This is a genomic window from Fontibacter flavus (assembly GCF_042432905.1).
GTDB lineage: Bacteria > Bacteroidota > Bacteroidia > Cytophagales > Cyclobacteriaceae > Fontibacter > Fontibacter flavus.
Genome location: NZ_JBHLWI010000046.1, coordinates 1 through 24,857 on the forward strand (window position 1 = coordinate 1; position 24,857 = coordinate 24,857).

Consider the following 24,857-nt stretch of genomic DNA (forward strand, 5'->3'; position numbering starts at 1 on the left):
TAAAAACTAACGATTCAAATATAAAGTTGACTCAAATTCAAGTTCAAGACCCTGTGAAGTCCCTATACGCTCCAAAAATGCGGCTTTTTCCAAAAACTGAAAGTTTTTTCACAGCCTGACGGTTTGGCGCTTGGCGCAGTGGCGGTTTTCGGAGCACAAAACTGTCAATACACCACAAAAGTTGATGCGAAGTAGAATGTTCAATTAACCACTGCACCAGCCATTGAGCCAAACGCCTGTTAGCGGCTGTGGTTCATTGTTGTCTATCCTAACTTTGGACTGTCGGGTAGTTTTTGTAGGGTTTTAGATTTGCTTGACCAGCATAGTCGAAGTTTTTTGTATTTATTTTACCGAATGCAGCAACTGGTCGTCTAAAGGCGATATTGATGGGCCGAAATAGTGAGAAAGTTTACCTTTTTCGTCAATTAAATATTTGCTGAAGTTCCAATCAGGGGCGTGTTCGTTCCAGCCGTTTGCTTTACTGTCTGTAAGCCATTTGAAAACCGGATGCTGCGCCTCATTTTTTAACACAACACTTTTTTTTGCAAGTGGAAATGTCACACCGTAATTTACCTGACAGAATTGTGAAATATCTTTGTCATCGCCTTTTTCTTGTTCCGCAAAGTCATTTGCCGGAAATGCCAGTATCGCCAATTTATCGCCAAATTTTTCGTGTAACGATTGTAACTCGGCATACTGTCCCGTATAACCGCAGTTTGAAGCCGTATTCACCAATAAAACTTTTTTTCCTTTAAACACTGAGAAATCTGTCTCTTGACCGTTGTTCAGGGTGGCTTTTAGTTCATAGAATGATTTTTTCGGTTCTGAGTTTTTTTTATTTTCCAATATCGTTCCGTTCTTACTAATCTTCCCAAGTTTGCGTACAACTGGATAAAAAAATCGAAGAATTTTTTGTTGTAGTGTTTCCATTTTATTAATTTTTACTTTTTTGATTACTGTTTTATTTTCAAGCATTAAAACAACTCTGCCTTTGAAAAAGTTTTAGGTGATGATGAAACTTCTTTCACTAAAAGCAGGAAGGGTTGGCACTGCTTCATAGAAATATTTTATTACATCACCACTGTCCATAAGCCCCAAACTATAAAGCACCGGCACAAAATGGTCAGGTGTAGGTGCGGCTAACTTGCCCAATTTGTGGCTGTTGGAATAGTTAATGATATCGGCAAAGTTCCGGGCGTCAATTTGTTTTTTAATCCAAGTATCATATTCCATCTCCCATCCATAGGGGTTATCGTCATTGGTTTGCATTTTTCTCATTGCCAATGGCAAATTATGAATAAGTGCCCCACTACCAATTATTAATACACCCTTGTTGCGTAATGATTTTAGTTGTTTGCCCAATTCATAATGATATTCCGGCTTTGCGTAATAGTCAATGCTTAATTGAAAAACAGGAATGTTCGCTTCAGGAAATAAGTGCATCAGCATAGGCCATGCTCCGTGGTCTAAACCCCAATCGGTTGTTTCAGAAATTGCAGGAACTATTTTTTTTACTTCGTGGGCAACATCAGGCGAGCCTTTGGCTTTATAATATACATCGTAGTATTCTTTGGGAAAACCGTAATAATCGTAAATCTGTTTTTGTTCGGGCGATATGTTTACGAAAGTTCCTTTTGTGCACCAATGAGCCGATACAACTAATGCAGCTTTTACGTCATAATTTTTTTGCAAGTCTTTTCCTAACTCAAACAGTTTTTGCCAAAATGCTTTTTTGTCTCTTGAAACAGGAATGTCCATCGGATTGCCATGTGATGTAAACAGCACCGGCATTTTCTTGCTTTGTGAAGGAAGTGTATCTGTAAAAATTTTAAAACTACCTAAAGTTCCCATAGCAGTAAGTGTTAATAACGACTTAATAAATTCGTTGCGCTCCATTACATTTTATGCCTTAGGTTGAATGGGCACTTTCTTGTATCTGCCCCATGCAATAAATAGTGCAATTGTTCCTAAAACCAAATTAATGGGTAATAAACCATATTCGCCTTTTGATACATGATATGCAAAAGCAAATACCATAACCGTAAAAAGCCCCATTGCTGCCAAAGGCGTAAGTATGGGTTTGATGCGCAGTATAGCAGGCAGTAAAAGTCCTATTCCACCTAACAACTCCGATACGCCTATAAACTTCACCATTCCTGCCGAAAAATCATTTACCCACGACATTGATTTAGCAAGTTCTTCAACTGGTTGGGTAGATTTCATAGCGCCTGCCATTAAAAACATAAGTGCTAATACCACTTGTGCAACCCACAATGAGATGTGGAGCGCTTTATTCTTATTTGTTGCTGTCATAGTTTACTTATTTTTTGTTGAAAAAAGAGTTTATGAATTGTTCAACAGATGTTGGCTTTCTCCCAAGAAGTTTTGTCAAATCAGTAGTTGGCACGTTCATGGTGTTTTCGGCAAAAGCTACCGCAAAAGCCGAGAACATACGGGCATACATTTCAGGGGCGCCATACTTTATTAAGGTTTGGATATATACATCGGGTTCAGGAGAAACATAATTTATTTGAACTCCCGTTTTATTAGAAATATAGCCGGCAATTTCATCAAAAGAAACCGTCTGTTCAACGCCAATATTGTAGATTTTATTTTCATGTCCGGATGTAGTTAACACGTTTGCCAATGCCTCAGCAATTTCGTTTCGCAACACAAAATTTATTTTACCGTTACCTGCCGGAACAAAAATAGTTTTAGTTTCCAGAACATTATTCCCCACGAAGTCCAGCAACATGTCAAGGTAAAATCCGTTTTCAAAAAGCGTGTAATTAATGCCCGACTCTTTCAGGTATTTTTCAGTTTCCACATGGTCTTTGGCAATAAACCAAAGAGGAGAGGTGGGGTCATCATGGGTGCGAATAAATCCTGTATAAATAATGTGCTTTACACCGTTTTCATTGGCTGCATTAATTGCATTGATGTGATGGATTGCCCGGCTTTTGGACATCTCGCTGGAAGAAATGAGCAACATAGTTTCTACACCTTTTGTGGCTTGAATCAGGGAGTTATAATCGTCATAGTCGCCCAGCCTTACTTCCACGCCCTTTGATTTAAGGAGTGCTGCTTTTTCTTCGTTACGGGCTAATGCGATAATGTTGTCTTTCTTATTCTTAGCCAAAAGGAAATCAATTGTTGCTGCGCCTAAGTGGCCCGTAGCTCCGGTAATCAATACTTTTTTCATGATAATTTTTTTGATTTATTTTTAATTATACGAAGATACTTATATTTGCTATACTTTAATAAGTACTATACAAAAGAATAGCGATATACTTTTGTATAGTATCAGTAAATACAATGGACATGAACAGATTATCAAAATTGGAGCAGGTTAAGAATTGTTCAGGAGAGTTTGTATTAGCCGTAAACGACACGATGAATGTGTTGAATGGTAAATGGAAACTTCCGATAATCGGTTCGCTGCTCTATGGCAAAAAGCGTTTTAAGGAATTGGAAAGGGAAATCCCAAAGATTACACCCCGTATGCTTTCCAAAGAATTGAAAGACCTAGAAGTTAACGCCATTATAACCCGCAAGGTTTATGATACAATTCCTGTAACGGTAGAGTATGAGCTGACCAAATCCGGGAATTCACTGAAAACTGTTTTGGAAGTAATGGTTGAGTGGGGCTTGCAGCATCGCAAAAGGGTTATCGGGAAAAAATAAAAAAAATAAGGGAAGGAAAAATTTTTAACATGTCGGAAAGGGGCAAGCTCTTTTGTGAACTTTGGTCTGCGTGTCGGCTCTGTGCGGTTTGCAAATGTGCTTGTCCCAGTGTGTGGACATTTCTATTTCCTTCCTGTTACCTGCAAATAAGTAGTAACGGCTAATTTGTATTGAGTTTGGGCATCTACCAGTTTATCGGCTGTCTCTTGAACTAATGCTTGTGATTCTAGCAAATCTGATAATGTTACCACACCGCTGTTATAGCCTGTTTGACTTACTTTCAAATTTTCTTCGGCTTGCATGGCTGTTTCTTTCATAATCTCTATTTGTTTCCACGTTTCATTTACATCTATCCAAGCCTTTTCCATTTGTAGTTTCAATAAGCCATTGGTTTCTTCAAAACTGTTTTCTGCAATTTCTTGTTTTATCTTTTGTTCCTTAATAGCATAATTACCTCCCCACCAATCGGATATTGGAATTGAAAGCGAAACATAAGCCAATCCATTTGTGTTGTTTTTTACTCCGTTTTCCAACATGTTCATATGATATCCAGCCAACCCAATTGCAATTGTGGGCAAATATTCACCCGTTTTCATTTTTGTTTGAAGCTGTGTGGCTACGATAGATTTCTCCAACAGTTGATGTTCTGTTCTACTACTTAATGCCACTTGGTAATCGGTGTAGTATTGATTAGGATTTTGGCTTATGTTGATTTGCTCCTGCAAAACTAGCGTGCTATCATATGGTATTCCTATGGTTTGGCAGAATTGCATAGTAGCTAACTTTTTTCCATTCAGTAATTTGTTTTTATTTGCTTGTAATTCACTTTGTTTGATTTGCACTTTCAGCACATCGTTTTTAATAATCAACCCTGATTTGAAAGCATCGTCAACTTGTTTGCGAATATCTTGAAGTAAGGCTTCGTATTTATCAAGTGTTTTTTGTTTTTCCTGCAAGGAAATCAGTTGCCAATATTGCTGCTCTGTTTTAAGTAAGATTTCATTTTCGGTTAACTGATATTGCATTTCTTTCACATCAACATTAAGGGCTGCTAATTTATTACCATTATTTATTTTTCCGCCTGCATAAATAGGTTGTGCAATGTTCACAATGCCTATTGCAGAACGTTGAAACATACTTAATTCAATGCCAGGAAAATAAGCAAACTGGGTAGCGTTTGGTAAATTAGCTGGGTTGCCGTCATACACAGGAAGGTTTCCGCCTGGCATATTAAATTCAATCAAAGGGTCAATAGCATTAAACCCAACCACGTTGGCACTTACTTTTGGGAAGTAATTGGTATAAGCATTTTTCTTTACCTGCTTTGCCGCTTCTATTTCTAATGAACTATTTTGTAACGCCTTGTTGTTATTCAAGGCGAGCGTTTTACTTTGCTCCAACGACAGTGTTGTTTGGCTGTAGGCTGTTGCCGATGTAATTAAAGCAACTGCGATTATTATTCTTTTCATATTTTCTTGATTAAGCGTAATTTCTTTTTAGTAATTGATTATACATAATAGGAACTACATATAGTGTAAGTATCATAGATACCAATAGTCCAAAACAAATTACAGAACCTAGTGGCCCCCATAGGGAAGATCCACTCAATATCATAGGCACAACACCTACTGCTGCTGCCGCAGAAGTTAGGAAAATAGGACGCATTCTGCGTTTACCTGCTGCAATAGAAGCATTAAGCAGAGTCATTCCATTTTTAGTTCTCAGTTCTTCTGCATAGTCAATTAGGATAATACCATTACGGACGACTATACCCATAAGGCTCATGATGCCCAAGAAAGTTGTCAAACCAAATGGGTAACCCGTAATTAGTAAACCAATTGCTGCACCGATTATGCTTAAAGGCATTGTCATCATTACCAGCATTACAAGCCGTGTTTTTTTGAATTGAAAAAGAAGGATTAAAAAAATAAGCACCACGCCAGCAAATAACGCTTTGGCTAACGGTATGTAGTTTTCAACTTCGCTTTCTTCTTCTCCGCCATAGGTTAAAGCGACCTGCTCGGGTGTAGGTAATTTTTTGATTTCTGTCTTTAAGTCCGATAGCACTTTGTAGGGCAATGCATCCCGCTTTACATCAGCACGAACGGTAATGGTCTTAGTTCCATTTCTGCGAATGATTTGTCCTTCGCTCCAGTCGTTACTAATTTTCGATACTACCTGCCTTACCGGAACTGTTGCCGTTGTTAACAGGGAGGTAACATTTTGATTGGCAATATCATCAAAGCTGTTTTTTTGTTGCGGTTCGTTCATCAGCTTTATGGCAACCGGGTAATCGCTTTCCCATACTGTACCAATTGGTATTCCTGACATAGCCGCAGCAAATGACGTTGCCACTACGCCTTTTGTAAGTCCTAAGCGATTGGCCGTTTCGTCATTTACCTGAATGCTTATGCCCTGTCGGGGATTCAGATAATCGGTTCTTGCCCAGATAATATTTTCGTTTTTATTCATCAATGCCTTCACCTGTTCTGCCAGTACTTTGATAGTATCTATATCATCTCCGCCAATACGCACTTCAATGGGGGCTGTGGTGCCGAGCATATCTAGCTGCTTCATTCGCACATAGGCATTGGGGAAGTGGTCTCTATACTTGTCCTCATATTCTCCCAAAAGTGCAACAGCGTCATCTTGGGTTTGAGTATTGACAACTAACTGAGCATAATTTCTTGATGGGAAATTGGGTGCATAGGTGGTGTGAAAACGAGGAGAGCTTGTACCAATAAATGCTGCCACATTGGTCACTCGCTTGTCTTTCATGAGCATTTGTTCCAAACTGTCAGAGACAAAAGCAGTTTGTTCAAGTGTGCTGCCTTCAGGCAAATAAATTTCTACTGCAAACTGGTTTCTTTCCACTTTCGGAAACAGTTGCCGTGGCAAAAGTGCAAAAATTACCACACCTAGAACTATAGATAATGCGCCTATCAATATGGTAATTTTTGGGTAACGAAAGGCTTTTTCTAAAGATGAGTCATAGATTTTCTGCACCCAATCCAGCAAGGATTTCCGCTTTTGCTTTTTGTTATCTTTCTTAATTCCATGCTTGATAAAAACATAACTGAGGTAGGGGACAAGGAATATGGCAACCAATAATGAGGTAATCAATGCAACGGCAATAGTTACCGGTAAAGAGCCTACAAAATCAAAGACCATTCCTTCTAGAAAAAATACCAAAGGAATGTAAGTGGCGATAATAGCCATAGTTGCTGTAAATACCGGAACAAAAAGTTCCTGAGCACTTTTCCAAGCGGCATTCCATGGGTCCTCTTTGTGGTCTAATTTTTCGATGTGTCCGTCTAGCACAACAATAGCATTGTCAACCACCATTCCCAATACCACAATCAACGCTGCCAGCGATACAGTATGTAGTTCCACGCCCAATCCATACAATATACCTATTGTGATAAAAATCGAAATCGGAATAGTAGCCCCAGCCACTGCCGCCACCCGAAAGGGCAATAAGAGCATGGTAACGATGATTACCGCTATAATGGCAATAAAAAATTCTTTTAAGAAATGTGTAATGGAATATCCAACGGTTTGGGGCATATCTGCAATTTTTGCAATCTGCACATCCGGAGAGATTTTCCCTTTTAGTATTTCCAGAGTTTCATCCACCTCTTTGCCAAAGGCAACAATGTTGTTTCCGGGTTGCATTTCCAAAGAAATAAGCAAACTGTTTGCCCCATTGTTTTTGATATAGGAGTCGGGCTTTGGATATTCTCTCACCACCCTCGCTATATCTTTAACCCGAATAATGTTGCCAAGCGGATCGGTATAAACAATCTGGTTTTTAATGTCTTCTTCTGTGTTGTAAGTGGTGGGCACGTGTATAGGAGCTATGAGTTCCCCGTTGTCCAATTCACCAGCGTAATAAACGGCACCTTCCAATTGCGCTGCTGCCAGCACACTCAATGGCTTTACCCCATAGTAAGCCAGCTTGTCATTGTCGGGATAAATGGTAATCTGTTCCTGAACTAATCCATAACGATTTACTTTGGAAACCGTCTTTATTTTTCGCAATTCAGTCTCAATTATTTTTAGTTCACGGTCTAGCTCTTTGTAGGTTTTATTATCCGACCGAACAGTAAGAAGTATAGCTGAAGTATTTCCAAAATCATTGTTTGCAATTAGTGCTAAAACCTGAGGTGGTAATTGTAGTTTAAGTTCATTTAATCCGAATTTTATTTTATCCCAAAAAGCGTCAGGATCTTTTACATTATTGTTTACCTCCACAAAAACAATTAACATTCCTTCCTTAGAGATGGTATAGGTTTTTTCACGATTAACTTCCTGAAAGCCATATAAAAAACTTTCAACTTTGGTTGTCAATTGTTCCTCAACCTGTTCGGAGGTAGCTCCCGGATATACACCAATAATTAAGCCCTGACGAATGACAAACTCAGGAAATTCATTTCTTGGCATTACCCATAAAGCAATTGCACCGATTATTACAAAAATGATTGTTATAATGATGGCTATTTGCTTATGCAGCATAGCCAACTCTATTATATTAAAATTCTTCCCTTTCATAATTATTTTGTAATGGTAACAGGTGTTCCGTTGTTTAATTTTTGTTGCCCTGATACAATTATGTTTGAATTTTGAGGTAAATTGCCACGTATCAAAACTTTATTGTCTATCAAGGCAATAGTATGCACTGATATTTTTTCGGCTTGTCCGTTTTTTTCAATGTATATAAACTGTTCCCCATAAGCATCTTTTTGCAAAGCTTTATTGGAAACCAACAATCCTGAACGGTTATCTTTTAGCTTAGCTTCGACTGAGCAAATCATTCCTGGCTTTATATCTCCTGCTGTGTTTTGAACCTCTATTTTCACGGGATAGGTATGTGATAAGACATTAGCTGATACCCCAATTTCTTTCACAATTCCTGTCACGGTTTGATTAAGAGCTGTGATGCTTACGGTTGCTGTATCACCTTTTTTAAAAAGGCTTATTTCATTTTCCGGAACAGGTATTTTAATATAAACTGATTGAATGTTCAGTAATTCAATGGCTGTTATTGTTGGTACAACATTCTCTCCCGGCTGCACATACTTTTTGCCAATTACCCCGTTAGCAGGTGAATAGAGGTTTGCATCATTTTTTTGTTTTTGTGCAATGGCAACTGCTGCTTTTGCCTGTGTTACACCAGTCTCTACTTCTACCCATTTAATATCTGGCAGCGTGCCGTTTTCTTTCATCGGCTTTAGCCTGTTGTAGGCATCTTCCGCCTGTTGTTGTTTTGCCAAAGCTCCCTGATAAGCATTTTGAGCCGTGGAGGCATCTACCTTTGCCAACAATTGTCCTTTGCGTACTTCTTGACCCTCTTCTATAAAAATGTCAGTTACAGTTCCCATTGTAGCAAAGCTTAAAGCCGTTGTCTTTTGTGCTTCTACTACACCGGAATAGCTTGTAGTTAAAAGTCCAGAGTATGTTAATCCCTGCTCTATTTGAACATTTATTTTTCCGTTGTTTTCAGTAACCGATGTATTATTGTTGTGGGTACAACTTGCCAAAACAAACATTCCCGCTACAGCTAAATGATTTATTCTATTCATTTTCTCGTTTTTTTACAATTCGACTAAATGTGTATTGTGGTCGGTTTTTAGAGTTAAAAAAAATGCTTCAGTAAAAGCATCAAAATCTTTCTTCACGATACGTTTTTTGACTTATATAGAGGTATTATAATTTAATTAAGAGATCTAAAAGCTTTTTTCAGGTGGTCATATACCGCACCAATCTCATCTTTAAAACCTTCCAATTTCAAGTCCGTTTCTTCTTTCTTTTCGTTGAGCCGTTCAATTATAGAGTCAATTTTTTTTCGTACATCACCTAATCCTTCATTTAAATTTTCGTTAATTTCTGATTTTTTATTTTTTAGATTTATTTCAATTACCTCAAATTGCAATCTTACTTTTTCTGAATAAATAGAGAACAAAACTGACAACTTTTGAGCTGCGGGATTCTTGTTTATTTGGTTTTCTACTTTTTCTACTGCAATTAGAATTTCCTGCTTGCTGGTTTCAAAAAGCTCCTCAGTGTTTTCCTTCAACTTAATGTCAAGATCATTTAATTTAAGAATGGTAGTTTTTGCCCATTCGCTATTTTCATCATACTCAGTAGAAATCCATATTTTCAAATCATGTATTTTTTGTTTTAATTCCGCTTTAGCTTCATTGATCTTATCTTTTGCTTCTGCTTTGCCAAGTGACCATTGTACTGCTAATGAATCCAATTCTTGTTGATCTTTCAGGAGCTGTTCCGCAATCTTTACTAAGATAGGTTTTTGTTTTTTTGATGAATTTTCCATTGTTATTTTTTTATTATAAAGTTACTAATTGACTATATTCGTTTTTCGTTCGATTTTTAATCAAAAAAAATTTAAATTTGGCTAGCTTTTCTACTACTTGCCGATACCTTTAATAAGCATTTCGACTAGCATATCTGATTTATCCAGCAAGCTTCTATTTTTATTGTATGCAATTATATCCATTTCTACACCCCTAATACAACTAACCAAAAGTTCACTCAAAGTATCAAGCTCCTGAAGGACAAAACTCTTAAATAACGAGGCTTCTACGCCCTTTTCCAAAATAGAACTAATTAGTTTTTTTTCTTCGTTGTCATACCTGTTACGAAGATTAGCAAATTCTTTGTTAATTCTGCCCTGCATATCATTTTCGATGGCAAATCTATACAAATTAGCTTTATCTTTTAATGTCTTTATTTTTGTAACAATATACGTTTTCAGCATATCGATTTCGTTCGATTGTTTATAAACAGCAGTTTTTACAGTTTGAAAAAACTCATCCATTTCTAAGTTAATCACTCGGTCAAATATTTCTTCTTTATCCTTAAAGTAATAGTATAATGTGCTTTTACCTTTGCCTGCTGCTTTGGCAATATCTTCCATAGTGGTTTTTTTTAAACCGTATTGCTGCATTAGCTTTTTGGCTCCGTTTATTATTTCCTGCTCAATAATTTCTTCCTTACTCATTTGCAATACTATTGGACTAAAATCGTATTATGGTCAGCAAAAGTAGATAGAGTTTTTTGATTGCGCAAATTTTTTGTGCTTTTTTTTGTTGTCGCCTGTATTTGTGTGGTTGGAATTGGCTCTTTTGCAAACTTTGGTTGGTGGGTGGGCTTGTTGTGGTTTGCAAATGTGCCAATAACGTTGGCTAAAAATTTTTCCCGTCCGGTGGGCTTTTTTTTATTTTTTTTTTCGTGTCGGTCTGTGTCGTTTGATCGGGTGTCTGGCTGTCGGTTGGGGTCGTCCTACCATTGCCGCTAACGGCAGTTTGTCCAAAAACCTCCGTTATCTTTTTGTATAGTCTAAATATAAGCCCATTTCCTTAAATCTGGGTGGAGCTTTAGAAATTGGGAGTTATGGAATCTGTAAATTTCAGATCGCTGTATAAGCTTCTTTCGGACTCTTAAATCGTCCATTATGGCCAAAAAACAAAGCCAAAGCATCTTCAGATACTTTTTCAATGCTTCCTGATCGACAAGGTTGAATATTCTTCGAAGATTGTAAGCCACAAACATGAACCCTACATCAGAGGAAGCCCTGTCACTCCCTTTTTTGGTGATGATGTAGTGGAAGTTCCACTGTCTTTTGATGGTTCCGTAGTTGTGTTCGATAATGACCTGCCTCCGTTTGTAGAGGTGTTCCTTCTGCTCCACGTTCCGTCTGTTGGCATCAATGAAGTCCTGATGCTCCGTCCTCTCGATGACCCTGCCCCTTCCACGGGTGTTTTTGGTGCAGCTGGCTAGGGCGGGACAGTCCTTACAGGCCTTTGTCTTGAAGTGCTGCACCCTAACACTGCTTGCTGATTTCCGGGAAGGACCGCCTCTTTCCTTATTGTACCATGATCCGTTGGTCGAAAGGGTGTTTCCCTGTGGGCAGGTATAGGTGCAGTTTTTCGGATCATACCTGAATTCCGAAACATTGTATGCCGGATCCGGCGCCATGCTGGAACCGCTGACAGCGGGGATGGCAACTATGGCTTCGGTTCCAAGTTCCATAACTGTCCTGATTTCGCTGCCTGTATGGTATCCCTTGTCGAACAGGACTGTGAAACTGTTGGTCCCAAGTATGCTTTTGGCCCTTCTGACCATATTCCCCATGGCTTTGGAATCGTTGTTGTTGGTCACCTTGAAGTCGATCGGGATGTTGTGTTTTGCATCTGTAGTGGACTGTATATTGTATGCCACTTCGGTAATATTGTTGCGGATCACCATCTGTCTGCTGTCAGGATCAGACGTGGAAATCTGCTCCTGGCCGCTGCTGTCGAGCTGTTCCAGGAGTGATTCGTATTTTGACCTGCGCACGGACTGCTTTTCTACCTCCCCTGCGATGCTTTCCTTTTTTAAGCTGTCCCCGTCCTCTTGGGCAAGTTCAGACTGGTACCTGGCAAGCTTTTCTTCGATGTAGGCCAGGTGCCTTTCGATCTTTTTGGCGTTAAAGTTGTTTTTCTTGCTGTTCTGGGCCCGGAGCTTGGTACTGTCTCCGGCTATGAGAGTTCCACCGATCAGCTCAAAATGTCTGGCCATCTTTACGGTGGCCCTGAATACCTTCTTTATAGCAATAGGGTTGTCCCTGCGGAAATTGGAGATCGTGTTGTGGTCGGGAACAAGTCCCTTCATGAGCCAGATGAGCTCAAGGTTGCGTTTACATTCCCTTTCCAATGCCCTGGAACTTCTGATCCGGTTGAGATATCCGTAGATAAAAAGCCTTAGCAGGTCCCCGGGATGATAAGCAGGCTTGCCATTGTCGACAAACTCCATCTCAAACCCAAAAGACTTTAGGTCAATGGAGTTTACAAACAGATCGATCAAGCGGGTTTCATTGTCAAACTCAATTGTATCATCCAGACAGGTAGGGAAAAGAGCAAGCTGTGTGCGGTCGGTGCCTTGTATGAATTTCATGATAGAATTTACAAAAATTACCCTATATATCCCATAGAAAAAGTAAGAAATTCCATCTCAACACAATGCAGGGTTTTTAGACAGTCTGACGGTTAGCAGCTACACGCAGGCAGGGATTTTCAGCACTGAACTTCCTACGAAGAACTGAACTTCAAATTTAGCAATTTCCTGTCCTACGAAGCACGAAACCCCTGCTTGTGTGTAGGTGCTGTTATGGCACGTTATTTTTCGTTCAATTTAATTATTCCTGCAAAAGTTGCTGCCCAAATTATTCCGTCTTTGTCTTTTGTCAACTGCATCACGTGTATACTTGGAACACTTGAATTTTCAGGTGTATAAACTTCCCAAGCATCATTTTTTATGTCATACTTTACAAGTCCAACACTATTAAGGGCAACCCATAAAATCTGTTTTTCTTCGTCTAAAAGAAAGTCATTTATGTCGTTTTTTGAAAACAGTTCTGAGTCTTTAGGTCGTAATGAAGTCCATTTGTTGTCATTACTTAATAGAAACATTCCTGCCTTGGATTTATCTGAACTATAAAGTGAAAACCACAAATTTCCTTGATTGTCTTCTTGCATTTTAGTTATAAACCCACTTTTCAATGGGGTATCACTATTCTCAAATTTGGTGGTATTGGTCTTGTCAATTTTAATGTTACCGTCAAATGTTCCAATCCAAATTTGTTCTTTACTGTCAACAAAAACACCAAGGGCTTTATTTGAAGGAATTTCGGAGTTTGTTGTATCTATTACTGACCATTTTTCGCCATCAAACTTACTGATACCATCCCAAGAGGAGAACCATACATTATTGGAATTGTCCACAAATATTTTTCTTGCCCAATTTATTGGAGAATTTAGTGAGTCATAAACTGTCCAAGTTGCTCCATCATATTTATATACATCCCAACCTGCAATAAACCATTTATTATTTTTCCTATCACTGGCAGCATATCTTATTGAAGTAGTTCTGTCCTTATTGTATTTTTCTGATTTTAAAGGAGTGTTTTTACAAGTAAATACTTCCATTGTTTCGTTTTCATACTTCACAATACCGTTATCTGTCCCAAACCATAGAATATTATCATTGTCTGTAACTGCTGCTCTTGACATATCCCAAGGTAAGTCCGAGTTCTGTTGATTAAGCACTGTCCAACTATAGGTCAGTTTTGAAGATTTTGAACCTTTAACGTCAGGCGTTCCAACTGACTTCATATTTGTGTTTTTGTTAAAGTCAAACACAACACGTTCAATTGAAAGTCTATTATTTTCAAATATTAGTTTTAGTGAAACAGAAGCCTTCTCTATATTCTCTTTACTTATTGCTGGGTTCCATTTACTTGTTTTATCAATAGCTGATTTTAAGTTCAGCTTTTCAGTTTTAATATTCGATTCATTTTTAGCGCTTAGTAAACAGGGTGTTCCTAAAGTGTCCACAATTACTTGAATTAAAATACTTCCTGAAATTTTCTTAAGGGATTTAGAATCTAAATTTTTTAAAATTTCATCTGCAAAGGAATTGGGCGGTTGAGCTTTGGTTTCTCCACAGTCTAAGCAGAATCTGCTTAATTGACAGCCTTCAAACTTCTCGAGGTATAAATGTTGTCCAAAAGCTGTTGAAAGCGAAAAAGTAAAAATTAGAATTGTCAATGTTCTTTTCATTCGTGTCGTTTTTTATAATGTGCCATAACTTGTATATACCCCTGATATTTTCCAGGCTTAGCCAACCAAAAATGTTTGGCCAAGCCTGATTTTTCTTTACCCTTTATCAGGTTTTATTTTTTTTAATCTTCTCAAAACTAACCATTCCACTCCAACTATAAAATCCCCTATACAGGGTAACTTCATTATCCGATGGTAATAAAGAATTTTGCTATATCCTGAAGCAGAAATTTTGCTTCCGATTCAAAATCCTCAATCTTTATTTGGAAATCAATGGATTCAAAGATTTGGATGTGTCGGGATTTCCAAGTCTTCTAAGCTAAAACTAATTTTCTAAAAACCCAATTGCTTATCTGTACACCGCTGCCTTAAAGCTCCCCTAACCGTTTACCTTTCTTATGCTGCTGTCTGTGGCTTTTGGGACTGCCAATGACCTGGGCATTGTAGATGCCGGCATGACCGCTGAACATATAGGCCAGCACACAGGCCAATCCGATAAAAATCCCCGGCTCTGCCCCAAAAAGCTCTATCCCCATCAGTGTACAAGCCAAAGGGGTATTCGTCGCCCCAGCAAATACACCCACAAAACCTGCTCCTGCCAATAAGGCCATCGGCAATGGAATAAGCCCCGAAAGGGCATTGCCCAATGTCGCTCCGGTATAAAACAAAGGAGTAACCTCACCTCCCTTAAATCCCGCACCTAAGGTCAGAGAAGTCATAAAAATCTTGGCAAGCGAATCATACCAAGGTAACTGCTCTGAAAATGCCTCCACGATTGTCGGCACTCCCAAACCTATGTACTTGGTCGTCCCCATCATCCAAACCAATAAGGCAACTAGAATGCCTCCTACTACCGGACGTAAAGGCGGGTATTTGACCTGCGAACTGAATAATTTAACCCACAAATGAGTGGATTTGGCAAATAAACGCCCTACCAAACCAAAAGCAATACCCGCAGGCATCATCCAAAGCAGGTTTTGGATATTGATCTCCGGCACGAGGGAAATGGCATAATGGGTATGATGAACATTCCAGAATTCTGCACAGGCATAATCTGCTACATAAGCCCCCAAGAAAGCCGGTAAAATGGCCTCATAGCGTATCCTGCCGATCACCAACCACTCCAAAGCAAATACCGCCCCTGCCAATGGGGTACCAAAAACAGAAGCGAAACCCGCCGCTACGCCTACGGTAATCAGGATTTTCCTGTCTTCCTCATTCAGCTTCAGCCATTTGGTAAACTGATCTGCGAACGCCCCTCCCATCTGAACAGCAGTGCCCTCTCTACCTGCAGATCCCCCAAAAAGATGGGTAGCCAAGGTTCCAAAAAGCACCAAGGGTGCCATCCGTAAAGGAATGGTTTTTTGTGGGTTATAGAATTCTTCCAGCAACTGATTATTCCCCTTAACCACTGATTCACCAAGATAATGGTAAGTCAAACCGATGATCAGACCTCCCAAAGGAAGAAGAGCAATGATCCAAAGATGAGCTTCACGGTAATCTGTCACCCAGTTGAGTGAAATCAAGAAAAAAGCAGAGGCAGAACCGGCCAGAAATGCCACAATACCTGCAATCACCAACCATTTCAGGGTAAATGCCAGACTGGGCACAAACTCCTCCTGAACAAATATTTTGGCTTTGAACAAAGCTTTGATCCTCTCCAACATAGGGAAATTGTTAACATGATAGGGCCACAGCCCAAAATAAACTGTTGAAGTAGGAGTCATCAGCACCAAAAAAGGGCGGTTAAAGGTGGAACCCCATCACCTATCCGAACAAAAATAGCTTTTATCGGGAAATTCTGGAGAAGTTTCACTATATTTTTATACTTCAACAAAACAATCAGGTAATAAATATCCTTGTATAAGTAGAGCAAAAACTGTCATGAAAAATATTTTGATCACCGGAGGCTCCGGATTGGTAGGAAAAAAAATCACAGATTTACTGGAAAGAAAAGGTTATACCGTAGCCTGGCTAAGCCGAAGTCCCAGCAAATACAAGCAAAAATCCTTTGCATGGGATGTAGATGCCATGAGCATAGATCCTGAGGCCATCTCTTGGGCAGAGGGCATCATCCATCTTGCAGGCGAGGGGGTAGCCGACAAAAGGTGGACAGCATCCCGTAAAAAAGCCATTTTGGAAAGCCGGACCAATTCGACAGCTCTGCTGCTTCAGGCCATTGAGCAATCAGATAAAAAACCTGAAGTATTTGTCTCTGCTTCTGCGGTGGGCTACTATGGCTTCAATACCGGAGATGCATGGATGGATGAAAACTCCGCATCAGGAAATGATTTTTTGGCACAGGTGGTCAGGGCATGGGAAGACAAGGTAAAGCAGATCGAAAAAACGGGTGTGCGAACTGTAATGCTCCGAATCGGGATCGTTTTGGACAGCAAGGGCGGTGCTTTGGTAGAAATGCTCAAACCTCCTGTTGCAGCTCCTTTGGGCAGCGGCAAGCAGTGGATGAGTTGGATTGCTGTGCAGGACCTGGCCAGGATGTTCCTTTTCGCTCTGGAAAATAACCACATCAAGGGGATTTACAATGCCGTAGGACCTAAACCGGCCACTAATGAGGAACTCACCCAAAAAGCCGCCCAAAAGGTGGGCAAATTGTTTGTGGGTATGGGAGTCCCTGGTTTTGCATTAAAACTCGTACTGGGAGAAATGGCCCAAATGGTACTAGGAGGCAATAAAGTCTCTGCTAAAAAAATTCAGGAAGCCGGTTTTGAATTCAGGTACCCGAATCTGGAAGAAGCTTTGGAGAAGGTGTATAATGCAGGTGGGTGAGAGTGATGAGTGTAGAATGTTGTCATTGTTGTCTTGGATGTCAAGTTCCGCTACAGCGGACAGGTGTTGTTGTTGGAGGGTTGAGAATTTAAAATGAAAAATGATGAATGAAGGGAGTTGTCAAAGGTTGAGGATGACAGTTTGGGTCAGGAAAGAGAGTTTATGAGTCTTTTGAATAGGCCTGAAGGGCTGTTAAGAGCAAAAGTAAAAAGGGAAAAGATTGGTGTCCTTCCCTAAATAGCGTTGACCGGTTGGTTCAACACCCAACAACCCCACTTCCTACATCTTCCGTACCTACGGCACTTTGGAATTCTCGGTCAATCCCTTACCCTGCATTAAACTACCGGGCTACAATTTCGGTCATACCTACGGCATTACAAACTCAGTACTAAATTGTCTCACGTTGTGTGCGTTGCGTAAAAATCTTTGCGTAGGTTGCGAGTAATTTTATTTTTTCCCACGCAATGACCGCTACAGTATTCCCATAATGAATTTCTTAATACCCTTCACTTCCAAATGGTTAAAAATCCGACATCCCAACATCTCGACATCGGACACCCGACATCTCCTAGACCCTACTCTTCCTTCCAAACAAAAACCAAAGGATTGTACCCAAAAGTGGTAAAAACAGCACCACTAAGAGCCAAACGATTTTATCATTCTTAGCCCCAAAGTTACTGATAATCACATCATAAATGGTATAGGCATAAATGGCCAAACCAACAATTCCTAATCCGAACATAGCTTATCTGTTAAAGTATTGACGTTTAAAGTATTTTTGGGGATTTTCTTTTTGCTTTCTCGAAAGCAAAAAATAAACAAATGGTCCAATTGGGCTGGCAAAAAGAAGCACAACTGTCCATATCAACTTCATATTGGGGTCTTTAAATTTCGCATTCAGGAGATCCATAAATGCCCAAACCCATAGGACAATATACCCCATTCCCATAATCACAAAAACAAATCCGGGGGAGTTAATAACGAATAAATTCATAGCCTTAAAATGATCTATAATATCCAAGTTATGGATTTTATGGAAAAACTTTAACTAATTATTCCTAAAAATCTCAGAAGTTTTTCCTTTTCGACGATGAGTTTAAAATACGGATGCAAAAGTCCTGCGTTCGAAAACCCCAAAAATCCAACCTTAATAAATGCTTTTAACTTAATGGCTCCCAATTCTCCGGAACTCCCCATTCGCAAACCGCCCGCCGAAATCGCACTTTCGACCACTCCTTCAATTCGGTCCTTCAGACCTCTCCTTCATCTGGGCTGCACGCTTTTTCCCTGGGCTTCTCCCTGGGCTGTAACAGAGCGGCCCTTCAGGCCTTTTCCGATATCCCCCTTAATGAATCCCTTAATGGTGAAAATCCGACTTACGACATCTCCCTTTCACCCTCCCCTTACCGAAATCAAATTAAAAAACTCCTGAACTTCCCGCTGAATCACCCTTTGATCCAGGGTGTTGTCCTGGAGATGTGTGGATTCCATAATCACTTCTGCCAATTTTAGCACCTGATCAGTTCGATACAAAGTGTATCGTGTAATAACCCTATGGTCTGTCTCTGACCCCAAACCCCTTGTCCGCACAAATCCGGGATTATTCTGCTCCCTATACTCCAATTGGGAACTCAGACTCCCATACCGGAAAGGTTTCCTGCTGACGATGGCCACATCCAAAAAATAGTAAACACCCAAATGCTCATACAGCCTTTTGATGTTCCTTTCCAATGTAAAATCCGCTATATCCCCGGCCCTCAATTCCATTTCATATTCATCCGTATCCCATACCTCCCTAAATCCTCTTTGCTTTACAATTATTGGAATAGCGGCCAAAAATGTATTGTAATCCTTCTGATTCACATCCTGGGGTATATTGACCAGGATTTTCTCATCAAGTTCCAATTGAAAAAAAGGCTCAACCTGTACACTGTTGACCCTCAGAAAAGTACCTCTTGGTGAACAGGAAATCAATAAGACAAACAATAATCCACAACATTTTCTCATAAACACTTCAGATTGCTCATTGTTGAATTCAAAACTAAGATATTCATTTTTTTATAAATAGGATAAAGCTATGACTGTAATTCCAACAAAAAAACCTGCTCTTTATATAGAACAGGTTTTATGTCTTTTCAAAATATCAACTGTAACAAATAGAATCGGTTTATTTAAAATTACCTAAAGCCCTTATTAATTTCTTCGAGATTTTGTTCACCAGGGCATAGATCCTTTTCCGTCAATTTATTCAAAGGCTTGTGGTACGTATTTAATACCCCATGAAGGTCTTTCCAGGTGGAGTTGACATATAAAAGCCCGGTCAGGATCTCATCCTTGGCACGTGCCTGTTGCAGGGCATTCACCGCTGAAATCCTATCTTCCGGATCCCAGTCCAAAGCCAGTTTATTCAATTGCAACTGTGAACCGTCATGAAGAGCTATCTTGGTAGTTTTCCCTTTTTTATAGTTAGCTGTGATTTCAGGCATCTCAGGCACAAAATCCAGTACTGAGGTGGATTCGATATGCTGCCTGACATAGTCATAGGATTTGGTGGACCCCGGATTGTTGTTAAAGGTTACGCAGGGAGAAATGACATTCAGAAAGGCAAAACCTTTATGTTGCATAGCGGCCTTGATCAAGGGCACCAGCTGTTGTTTGTCCCCACTGAAGCTTTGGGCCACAAATGAGGCCCCCAATTCAATCGCCATACTGGCCAGGTCAATGGCCTGAAAAGGATTGATATGGCCAGCCTTGCTTTTTGAGCCCTGATCGGCGGTAGCGGAATCCTGTCCTTTGGTCAGACCATAGCAGCCATTGTTCATGACGATGTAGACCATATTGAGATTTCTACGGATCACATGTACAAACTGCCCCATGCCAATTGAGGCGGAATCACCATCCCCTGAAACCCCGAAGTACACCATATCCTTATTGGCCATGCTCGCTCCTGTGGCTACGGAAGGCATCCTGCCATGTACGGAGTTAAAGCCATGGGAATTACCCAGAAAATAGGTGGGAGTCTTGGAGGAGCATCCTATTCCAGATACCTTGGCTACTTTATGCGGCTCCACGGACATCTCATAGCAGGCCTGTACTATGGCTGCACTGATACTGTCATGCCCACAGCCTGCACATAGTGTGGACAAGGAACCCTCGTATTCTTTGAGGGTATATCCCAGTTTGTTTTTGGGTAATTTGGGATGTCTAAAGAGTGGTTTTAGATAACTCATGGGGCTGGGATTTTTCTAGGGTTAAATGGTGTGTAATTTGATTTTTGATGGCATCTGCAGTGATCGGCATCCCATCGTAATTCAATATAGGTAGTAGTTTGGCAGGGTTGACACCCATTTCCATGATGATCATACTGCGCATCTGGGCGTCTCGGTTTTGTTCTATGACAAAAACCAACCGATGGGATTCGATGAAATCTACTACCTCTTTCCCAAAAGGAAAGGCCTTAATTCTGATCGCATCCACAATCAATCCTTCTTCCTGCAATAAGTCCTTTGCCTCTTCGGCAGAAAATTGGGAGGTCCCAAAGAACAAAATTCCCAATTCGGATGTATTTTCTTGCTGGTAAAGTTGTGGAAGAGGAACCAGTTTTTTGGCGGTATCCCACTTTTTAAGCAGTCTGTCCATATTGCGTTTGTAAGCAGCTCCATCTTCCGTGTAAGCAGCATATTCGTCCTTGGAAGTTCCTCGGGTAAAAAAGGACCCTTTGGTAGGGTGAGTACCTGGATAGGTCCGGTATGGAATCCCGTCCCCATCCACATCCAGGTATCGTCCAAATTTCCCTACATTTTCCAATTCTTCAGCAGAGAGCACTTTACCCCTGTCATACTGCTTTTTGTCATCCCAGTGAAAAGGTTCAGAGACATGATCGTTCATGCCAAGATCCAGATCTGTCATCACCATAATCGGTGTCTGCAGCCTCTCTGCCAGGTCAAAACTCATTGCTGTCAACTCAAAACATTCCTTTGGACTGGAAGGGATCAGTAATACATGCTTCGTATCTCCATGGGAAGCATAAGCAGCCAAAAGCAAATCTGGTTGTTGGGTGCGGGTAGGCATGCCCGTACTGGGACCTGCCCGCTGCACATCAATCAGCACAGCCGGAACTTCGGCAAAGTAGGCCAAACCTAAGAATTCATTCATCAAGGAAACACCCGGTCCGCTGGTTGCTGTAAATGCCCTGGCACCATTCCAATTGGCACCTATGACCATGCCCATGGCGGCCAGTTCATCCTCGGCTTGTATGATGGCAAATTTATGTTCCCCAGTCTCGGGATCGACCCGGTACATTTCACAATAATGTTCGAATGCCTCTGCCACTGAAGTAGAGGGGGTAATCGGATACCAGGCCATGACGGTAGCACCGCCATAGACGGCTCCAAGCCCACAGGCTGTATTGCCATCCACAATTATCTTGTCTCTGATCAAATCCCTTCTCTCCAAATGGAAAGGCAGCGGATAGTCAAAATGTTTTTCCACATAGTCCATCCCTAGATGAAGTGCCTCCATATTTGCATCAATCAACTGGGCCTTTCCTTCAAATTGCTCGGTGATCAACTGCTTGATTTCATCCTCTTCCATTTGGAGCAATTTTGCCAAAGCACCAACATAAATGATGTTTTTGAGCAATTGCCGTTTTCTTGGGTCAGAAAATGCCTGATTCGACATTTCCATCATAGGAATCCCCAAATAGTGGATATCCTCTCTCAAATAGGCATCAGGGAGTTTTTTGGTACTGTCATACATGAAATACCCACCAGATTTTACATTTTTGACATCCTGTGCCATGCTTTGGGGATTGACGCTGACCATCAGGTCAATTCCCTCACGTCTCCCCAAATATCCTTTTTCACTGACCCTCACTTCGTACCAAGTGGGTAAACCCTGAATATTGGAGGGAAAAATATTTTTAGGCGTCACGGGAATACCCATTCTAAAGATGGTCTTGGCAAACAGGTAATTGGCGCTCGCAGATCCGGTCCCATTGACATTGGCAAATCGGACGATGAAATCATTTACGGCTTTCTTCATTTTTCTATAAGGGGAAGGGGTGCTGGCATTTGATAAGCTTTGGTCACGGAGTAAAGGTACTTTTGCATATCCCAGGCTGAAGTGGGACAGCGCTCTGCACACAGGCCGCAATGCAGACAGACATCCTCGTCTTTGACCATTACGCGGCCAGTTTTCAGTTCTTTGGAAACCAATAGGTCCTGATCTAAATTTTCCGCAGGAACAAGCAGATTTTGCCTCAATTCCGGCTCCTCTGCATTTACTGTAAAAGTGATGCAGGAAGTAGGACAGACATCCATACAGGCATCACACTCAATACAACGGTCTGCAGTGAAGACAGTCTGCACATCGCAGTTCAGACACCTTTGGGTTTCCTTGTAGGCAGTAGCCACATCAAAACCCAACTCCACCTCTTTTTTCCTGTCCTTCAGGGTCAGGACTTTTTCTGCCTGAGGCACCGCATAACGATGATCAATCGCTACCCCACTATCATAGCTCCACTCATGGATCCCCATTTTCTGACTGACCAAATTGGTATAGGGCGAAGGCCTTTTTCTCTGATCTTCACCCTGACAATACAGGTGGATTGATACGGCAGCCTGATGACCCTGTGCTACTGCTGTGATGACGTTTTTGGGCCCAAAGGCAGCATCTCCTCCAAAAAACACCTTGGGCAATGTAGATTGAAAAGTCAGTTCATCCACTACCGGCATGCCCCATTGGTCAAACTCCAGCCCCAGATCTCTTTCTATCCAAGGGAAGCTGTTTTCCTGACCAATGGCGATCAGCACTTCATCTGCTGGAATAAAGACATCCGCTTCATCTGTTGGCAATAGCTGTCTTTTGCCCTTTTCATCATATACGGCTTTCACTTTCTGAAATTTCATCCCGATAAGTTTGCCATTGGCCACTTCAAAACTCAAAGGCACATGGTTATCAATGATCTGAATATCCTCATGTAGGGCATCTTCTTTCTCCCAAGGAGAGGCCTTCATCTCATCAAATGGACTTCTGACGACTACCTTGACCTCTTTTCCACCCAACCTTCTGGATGTCCTGCAACAGTCCATCGCTGTATTTCCTCCTCCCAAAACAATCACTTTCTCAGATATGGACTTGGTGTGTTCAAAGGCTACATTGGCCAACCATTCAATACCGATATGGATGAATTTATCCCCTTCTTTTCTTCCCGGTAATTTGGGAAGATCTCTTCCTCTGGGAGCCCCGGTACCAACAAAAACAGCATCATAGCCCTTACTTAAGACTCCTTTCAAACTATCCACGTAAGTCAAAAACTGGGTGTGTATCCCCATGTCCAAAATGAAATTAACCTCCTCATTCAACACTTCTTCTGGCAATCTGAAAGAAGGAATCTGGCTGCGCATCATGCCTCCTCCAGCGATCTGTTCATCGAATAAATGAACTTCATATCCCAATGGTGCCAAATCTCTGGCCACTGTCAGGGAAGCCGGACCTCCTCCTATTAGTGCTACCTTTTTACCATTGGATTTGAATGGACCTTGCGGCATAAATTGTCTGACATCCCCTTTGTTGTCCGCCGCCACTCTTTTTAACCTACATATAGCTACCGGCTCCTCTTCCACCCTTACCCTGCGGCAGGCAGGTTCACAGGGACGGTCACAGGTACGGCCAAGCACGCCAGGGAATACGTTGGATTCCCAATTGACGATATAGGCTTCAGTGAATTTTTCTGCAGCGATCAGACGGATGTATTCTGGTACCGGAGTATGTGCAGGACAGGCATATTGACAATCCACTACCTTGTGGTAGTATTCCGGATCTTGGGTATTGGTAGGCTTCATGGTTATGCTGGGGTTAAAATCACCAATGGTGTCTTAGGTACTTAAATCTAATGATTTTCAGAATTTAATGTTGATTATTTCATGAGAAAAATCTAATTAATTTTGACGACATTTATTTTTTCGAAATGCAGCAAAGGAAAACAGCAAAAAGATGAGAAATAAACTATTCCATAAAACATATATCATTACAGGCGCAAGCAGTGGGATGGGAAGAGCAACTGCTTTGGCTTTTGCAGGTGAAGGTGCCAACCTGGTTTTGAGCGGCAGAGACTACCTAAGAGGACAGGAAATCGAAAATGAAATTCAGGTGGCTGAAGGAAATGCCGTTTTTCTTCCAGGTGATGTGGGGGACATGGACTACAACAGGAAACTGGTGGATTTAGCGGTCAAAACTTATGGCCAATTGGATGGTGTCATCACCAATGCAGGAATTCTTGGACTCGGCTCGATAACAGAGGTCGACCCCGAACTCTGGCATAAAACATTTAGCGTCAACGTGGATGCAGTGTACTACCTTTTGAAGTTCGCCATACCTGAAATGCTCAAAAGATCTTCTGCTTCTGTTGTCATCAACTCCTCCATCGCTGCTTTCAAAACATTTCCCAACCACCCAGCGTACTGTGCCTCCAAAGCTGCCTTAGTAGCCTTGGCCAAGCAGGCTGCGGTAGAATATGGTCCAACCATCCGGATCAATACCATTTGCCCAGGCCCAGTGGACACGCCCTTTATACATGATTCCGCTGTAGCCTTCCCCGATCCCGCCAAAGCTGTAGAGAATGCTGGTCAAAACACCCTGCTCAAAAGACTGGGGCAACCGGAAGATATCGCCAAACTCTCGCTTTTCCTCGCCTCCGATGATGCCTCCTGGATTACAGGAAGTGTCTTCACCATCGATGGGGGCATCATGGCAAAAGGCTGAAAA

At 41.1% G+C, this 24,857-nt stretch carries 21 protein-coding genes and 1 riboswitch; of the genes, 3 read left to right on the forward strand and 18 right to left on the reverse strand.

Annotated features, from left to right (window positions below; translation table 11 throughout):
- Window positions 1-342: 342 nt before the first annotated feature.
- From ACFFIP_RS15970 to ACFFIP_RS15985, 4 genes are all read right to left on the reverse strand, one after another.
- Entirely contained in the window at window positions 343-930 is a 588-nt protein-coding gene (locus ACFFIP_RS15970; protein WP_382388707.1) for a glutathione peroxidase, read from the reverse strand.
- 72 nt (window positions 931-1,002) lie between these two features.
- Window positions 1,003-1,896, reverse strand: coding sequence for a dioxygenase family protein (locus tag ACFFIP_RS15975; RefSeq protein WP_382388708.1), 894 nt, complete (start codon window positions 1,894-1,896; stop codon window positions 1,003-1,005).
- Between the two features lie 6 nt (window positions 1,897-1,902).
- Window positions 1,903-2,313, reverse strand: coding sequence for a DoxX family protein (locus ACFFIP_RS15980; protein ID WP_382388709.1), 411 nt, complete (start codon window positions 2,311-2,313; stop codon window positions 1,903-1,905).
- Window positions 2,314-2,320: 7 nt separating this feature from the next.
- Entirely contained in the window at window positions 2,321-3,202 is an 882-nt protein-coding gene (locus tag ACFFIP_RS15985) for an SDR family oxidoreductase (protein WP_382388710.1), read from the reverse strand.
- Between the two features lie 119 nt (window positions 3,203-3,321).
- Between ACFFIP_RS15985 and ACFFIP_RS15990 the strand changes: the two genes are divergently transcribed.
- On the forward strand, window positions 3,322-3,684 hold the full coding sequence (locus ACFFIP_RS15990; protein WP_382388711.1) for a winged helix-turn-helix transcriptional regulator: 363 nt from the start codon (window positions 3,322-3,324) through the stop codon (window positions 3,682-3,684).
- A 122-nt stretch (window positions 3,685-3,806) separates the two neighbouring features.
- On the opposite strand, the gene ACFFIP_RS15995 is transcribed toward ACFFIP_RS15990, so the two are convergent.
- From ACFFIP_RS15995 to ACFFIP_RS16030, 8 genes are all read right to left on the reverse strand, one after another.
- Window positions 3,807-5,153 (reverse strand): TolC family protein, encoded by a 1,347-nt coding sequence (locus tag ACFFIP_RS15995; protein ID WP_382388712.1) that lies wholly within the window; start codon window positions 5,151-5,153, stop codon window positions 3,807-3,809.
- A 10-nt stretch (window positions 5,154-5,163) separates the two neighbouring features.
- Complete coding sequence (locus ACFFIP_RS16000; RefSeq protein ID WP_382388713.1) at window positions 5,164-8,235, reverse strand: efflux RND transporter permease subunit; 3,072 nt, start codon at window positions 8,233-8,235, stop codon at window positions 5,164-5,166.
- Window positions 8,236-8,237: 2 nt separating this feature from the next.
- Window positions 8,238-9,266 (reverse strand): efflux RND transporter periplasmic adaptor subunit, encoded by a 1,029-nt coding sequence (locus ACFFIP_RS16005; protein WP_382388714.1) that lies wholly within the window; start codon window positions 9,264-9,266, stop codon window positions 8,238-8,240.
- A gap of 131 nt (window positions 9,267-9,397) precedes the next feature.
- On the reverse strand, window positions 9,398-10,018 hold the full coding sequence (locus ACFFIP_RS16010) for a V-type ATP synthase subunit I domain-containing protein (protein ID WP_382388715.1): 621 nt from the start codon (window positions 10,016-10,018) through the stop codon (window positions 9,398-9,400).
- A 93-nt stretch (window positions 10,019-10,111) separates the two neighbouring features.
- Entirely contained in the window at window positions 10,112-10,705 is a 594-nt protein-coding gene (locus tag ACFFIP_RS16015; RefSeq protein ID WP_382388716.1) for a TetR/AcrR family transcriptional regulator, read from the reverse strand.
- Between the two features lie 338 nt (window positions 10,706-11,043).
- A complete protein-coding gene (locus ACFFIP_RS16020; protein ID WP_382388717.1) occupies window positions 11,044-12,639 on the reverse strand; it encodes an IS1182 family transposase in 1,596 nt (531 codons plus the stop codon).
- A gap of 221 nt (window positions 12,640-12,860) precedes the next feature.
- A complete protein-coding gene (locus ACFFIP_RS16025; protein ID WP_382388718.1) occupies window positions 12,861-14,303 on the reverse strand; it encodes a ligand-binding sensor domain-containing protein in 1,443 nt (480 codons plus the stop codon).
- A gap of 368 nt (window positions 14,304-14,671) precedes the next feature.
- Window positions 14,672-15,970 (reverse strand): voltage-gated chloride channel family protein, encoded by a 1,299-nt coding sequence (locus ACFFIP_RS16030; RefSeq protein ID WP_382388719.1) that lies wholly within the window; start codon window positions 15,968-15,970, stop codon window positions 14,672-14,674.
- A 43-nt stretch (window positions 15,971-16,013) separates the two neighbouring features.
- A riboswitch (Fluoride riboswitch) is annotated at window positions 16,014-16,080 on the reverse strand.
- 107 nt (window positions 16,081-16,187) lie between these two features.
- Here ACFFIP_RS16030 and ACFFIP_RS16035 point away from each other — a divergent pair.
- Complete coding sequence (locus tag ACFFIP_RS16035; RefSeq protein WP_382388720.1) at window positions 16,188-17,090, forward strand: TIGR01777 family oxidoreductase; 903 nt, start codon at window positions 16,188-16,190, stop codon at window positions 17,088-17,090.
- Between the two features lie 568 nt (window positions 17,091-17,658).
- On the opposite strand, the gene ACFFIP_RS16040 is transcribed toward ACFFIP_RS16035, so the two are convergent.
- The 6 genes from ACFFIP_RS16040 to ACFFIP_RS16065 form a co-directional block, all read right to left on the reverse strand.
- Window positions 17,659-17,832, reverse strand: coding sequence for a PLDc N-terminal domain-containing protein (locus ACFFIP_RS16040; RefSeq protein ID WP_382388721.1), 174 nt, complete (start codon window positions 17,830-17,832; stop codon window positions 17,659-17,661).
- A 3-nt stretch (window positions 17,833-17,835) separates the two neighbouring features.
- A complete protein-coding gene (locus ACFFIP_RS16045) occupies window positions 17,836-18,084 on the reverse strand; it encodes a PLD nuclease N-terminal domain-containing protein (RefSeq protein WP_382388722.1) in 249 nt (82 codons plus the stop codon).
- A gap of 398 nt (window positions 18,085-18,482) precedes the next feature.
- Entirely contained in the window at window positions 18,483-19,097 is a 615-nt protein-coding gene (locus ACFFIP_RS16050) for a hypothetical protein (RefSeq protein ID WP_382388723.1), read from the reverse strand.
- Between the two features lie 170 nt (window positions 19,098-19,267).
- Entirely contained in the window at window positions 19,268-20,320 is a 1,053-nt protein-coding gene (locus ACFFIP_RS16055) for a 2-oxoacid:ferredoxin oxidoreductase subunit beta (RefSeq protein ID WP_382388724.1), read from the reverse strand.
- Window positions 20,295-22,133, reverse strand: a complete 1,839-nt coding sequence (locus ACFFIP_RS16060; protein WP_382388725.1) for a 2-oxoacid:acceptor oxidoreductase subunit alpha — start codon at window positions 22,131-22,133, stop codon at window positions 20,295-20,297. The genes ACFFIP_RS16055 and ACFFIP_RS16060 overlap by 26 nt, the downstream gene beginning before the upstream one ends.
- The gene (locus ACFFIP_RS16065) at window positions 22,130-23,935 is read right to left on the reverse strand and encodes an FAD-dependent oxidoreductase (protein WP_382388726.1); all 1,806 of its coding nucleotides are present in this window, start codon (window positions 23,933-23,935) and stop codon (window positions 22,130-22,132) included. The genes ACFFIP_RS16060 and ACFFIP_RS16065 overlap by 4 nt, the downstream gene beginning before the upstream one ends.
- 151 nt (window positions 23,936-24,086) lie before the next feature.
- On the opposite strand from ACFFIP_RS16065, the gene ACFFIP_RS16070 reads away from it, so the two are divergent.
- On the forward strand, window positions 24,087-24,854 hold the full coding sequence (locus tag ACFFIP_RS16070) for an SDR family NAD(P)-dependent oxidoreductase (RefSeq protein ID WP_382388728.1): 768 nt from the start codon (window positions 24,087-24,089) through the stop codon (window positions 24,852-24,854).
- Window positions 24,855-24,857 lie beyond the last annotated feature (3 nt).